Origin of the sequence: Pseudomonas sp. (genome assembly GCF_035277045.1) — a bacterium.
Classification (GTDB): Bacteria; Pseudomonadota; Gammaproteobacteria; order Pseudomonadales; family Pseudomonadaceae; genus Aquipseudomonas.
On record NZ_DATELE010000255.1, the window covers coordinates 1 to 3430 of the forward strand.

At 66.4% G+C, this 3430-nt stretch carries 3 protein-coding genes; 1 reads left to right on the top strand and 2 read right to left on the bottom strand.

Going from position 1 to position 3430, the window contains the following annotated elements:
• Window positions 1-835 (top strand): sigma 54-interacting transcriptional regulator (locus tag VJS90_RS14245; protein ID WP_324122289.1); only part of this gene is annotated, 835 nt, incomplete at its 5' end.
• A 63-nt stretch (window positions 836-898) separates the two neighbouring features.
• Here VJS90_RS14245 and aldA read toward each other — a convergent pair.
• Together aldA and VJS90_RS14255 are read right to left on the bottom strand one after the other, a co-directional pair.
• Window positions 899-2332, bottom strand: a complete 1434-nt coding sequence (gene aldA / locus VJS90_RS14250) for an aldehyde dehydrogenase (protein ID WP_324122290.1) — start codon at window positions 2330-2332, stop codon at window positions 899-901.
• A 6-nt stretch (window positions 2333-2338) separates the two neighbouring features.
• Window positions 2339-3430: c-type cytochrome (locus VJS90_RS14255; protein WP_324122291.1), on the bottom strand; the 1092-nt coding region annotated here is incomplete at its 5' end.

A 3430-nucleotide genomic window follows, 5' to 3' on the forward strand; every position in this document is an offset into this window, starting at 1 on the left:
GTTCGCGCGTGCGTTACACCTGGCCAGCGACCGGGCCGCGATGCCCTTCGTTGCGCTCAACTGCGCGGCGATTCCCGAATCGCTGATCGAGAGCGAGCTGTTCGGCTACCACAGCGGCAGTTTCACCGGTGCCAACCGCAAGGGCATGACAGGCAAGCTGGCGCAGGCCAACGGTGGCACGTTGTTTCTCGACGAGATCGGCGACATGCCGGCCCATCTGCAAACCCGCCTGCTGCGGGTGCTGGCGGAGCGGGAACTGGTCCCGCTAGGCGCCACCCTCCCCGTGACGCTGGATATCCAGGTGGTGTCCGCCACTCACCAGGACCTGGCGGGGATGATCCGCGAGAAGCGCTTCCGCGAAGACCTGTATTACCGGTTGAGCGGGATGCACCTGTCGCTGCCGCCTTTGCGCGCGCGCGGCGACCTGGCCGAGCTGATCGAGCAGGTATTGGCCGGCCAGCCGGGTGGGCGGACATTGCGGCTCAGCCCACAGGCCCATCGGTGCCTGCTGGCGCAGCGCTGGCCGGGTAACGTGCGGCAGTTGATCAACTGCCTGCGTTACGCCGCGGCGCTGGCGGAAGACGGCTTGGTGGAGCTGGATTGCTTGCCGGTGGAGCTGGTGACGCCAGTCGAGACGGCGGCGCCTGTGGTAGAGGTGACGAGCGAAAGGCTGGAGCAGCAGCTTGATGATGCCGAGGCACGGCACCTGGTGAAGATCTTGCGGGAGCAGCGCTGGAATATCAGCGCTGCCGCCGAGGCTGTGGGCATCTCGCGCTCGACCCTGTACCGGAAGATGAAGCGCCACGGCATCGTGTCGCCGAATCTGGCGGGGTGACGAGACTGCGCGGCTCTACCGGTGGGAGATTCCATGCGCCATGACAGGCCCTATGCTGCGAGATCAGCCCTGTATGTACACCACCTGCGTATGCGTGTACTCATACAACCCATGCTTCCCGTCCGCTCCGCCAATGCCGGACTTGCGGGTCCCGGCGTGATACCCCTGCATGGCCTCGAAGTTTTCGCGGTTGATATAGGTCTCGCCAAAGTCGATCTCGCGGCTGGCCTTGAGCGCGGCATTCAGGTCGCGGGTGTAGATCGACGAGGTCAGCCCATATTCGCTGTCATTGGCCAGCGCGATCGCCTGGTCGATATCCTCCACCACCTGGATCGGCAACACGGGCCCGAAGATTTCCTTGCGCATGATCTCCATGTCCCCCGAACAGCCCGCCAGCACCGTCGGCTGGTAATGGAAACCCGCTCCCAGGTCCGCCACCTGCCCACCGGTCACCACCTGCGCGCCCTGCTCCCGCGCCGTGCGCACCATCTGCGCGACCTTGTCCAGGCCGGCCTGGTTGATCAGCGGGCCCATGTCCAGGTCCGCCTGCCTGAGCGGATCGCCATAGCGGGTGGCGGCCATGGCCTGGGCCACCTTGTCGATGAATGCGTCGGCAACCTTGCGCTCCACATACACCCGCTCGGCGCAGTTGCACACCTGCCCGGTGTTGATCACCCGCGAGGCCGTGATGGCCCGGACCGCGAGGTCGAGGTCGGCATCGGCAAGGACGATGGCCGGGGCCTTGCCGCCCAGCTCCAGGTTGAGCTTGGTGATGTTCGGCGCAGCCGCGGCCATGATCCGCGCGCCCGTGGCCACGCTGCCGGTGAAGCTCACCAGGTCGATCCCGGCGCTGCTGCTCAGGCCATGACCCACAGTGCCGCCCTGGCCGCCAACCACGTTGAACACCCCTTTGGGCAGGTCGGTCTCGGCCACCAGGCGCGCGAACTCGAAGCAGTTGATCGGGGTTTCCTCGCTGGGCTTGATCACGATGGTGTTGCCGGTGAGCAAGGCCGGCGCCATCTTGCGGGCGATGAGAAAGAACGGGAAGTTCCACGGCAGGATGCCGGCCACCACGCCCAACGGCTTGCGCAGCAGGAAGATGTGCTCGTTGGCGCGGTCGCTGGTCAGCACTTCGCCCTCAAGGCGTCGAGCCCACTCGGCCATGTAGTCCAGGTAGTCGGCCGTGAAATTGACCTCGACCTCGGCCAGCGCCGGCACCTTGCCCTGCTCGGCCGTGATGATGCGCGCCAGCCGCGCGGCATTGCCGCGCACCTTGGCCGCGATCTGGCGCAGGTGGCCGGCGCGCTCGATGGCTGGCCTCGCGGCCCAGCCCTTCTGCGCACGGCGGGCGGCGGCGATGGCCTGATCGACCTGGTCCGGCGTCGATTCCGGCACATGACCGAGCAGCTCGCCGTTGGCGGGGTTGAATACCTTCACGTGCGCGTCGGTGCCGATGAAAGCGCTGTCGATGTAGTTCTGATAGGGGGCGTCTTGCATGGTATGTCACTCCTTGGAATCGTTGTCGGCCAGTGGCTGGGAGACTTTGCTTGCAACGGGTCTGGCGCTGAACTGCTGCCAGGCATCGCCCTCACGCTTGAGGTCGTGGGCGCGCTTGATCAGGTACTGGTGCACCTGCTCGACCTGCTCGGGCTTGAGCGCGTCGGCGAACGAGGGCATGCCGTCCGGCACGCGGCCACCGTAGAGAATGCCCAGGAACATGCCGTGCTTGTCGGCGGTGAGCTTGCGCAGGTCAGGCAGCACACCACCGCTGACGGCATGGATGCCGTGGCATTGCGAGCAGTTACCGTCGTACAGCGCGGCACCCGCGGCAACGGTCGCCGCATCGGCGGTCAGGGCGGGCGGCTCAGGGGCGTCGGCCGGCGGTGGCGGTTCACGCAGCGGCGCCGTGCCGCCCAGCTTGTAGGTCAGCACCTGGGAGAACGGCTGGACCCCGGCACGCAGCGACAGGGCCCCGGCAAACGTCGAGAAGGCCCCGCCCCAGCCCGCCATGAAGGTCACGTACTGTTCGCCATCCACCGAGTAGGTCACCGGTGCCGCCATCACGCCACTGGCCGCGGGTTGCTCCCACAGCTTGTTGCCGGTGTCGGCGGCGTAGGCGATCACCCGACCGTCGGCGCTGCCTTCGAATACCAGGTTGCCCGCGGTACTCAGCGTGCCGCCGTTGAAGATGGTGATGTACGGCACCTCCCAGGCCGGCGCCTGCTTGACCGGGTCCCAGGCGATCAGCTTGCCGGACCAGGTCTTGGCCATCTCCAGCAACCCGTCCGCGCCTTCGGGCATCATCCCGGTCTTCATGCCGAGCTGGTACACGCTCTTGAACGGATTACGCTTCGGTGCGTCGGGAATGTGCTCGTAATAGGCTGACATGATGTGCGCCGGGATATACACCAGCCCGGTCTTCGGGTTGTAGGACATCGGGTGCCAGTCATGGGCGCCCCAGAACGCCGGGGTCACCAGTTTGCGCTTGCCGTCTTTCCAGTAGGCCGCGGCTTCGTCGTCGACGATCGGCCGGCCGGTCTTCATGTCGATGCCCTTGGCCCAGTTCACCGGCACGATGTTCTTCGCCGAGAGCAG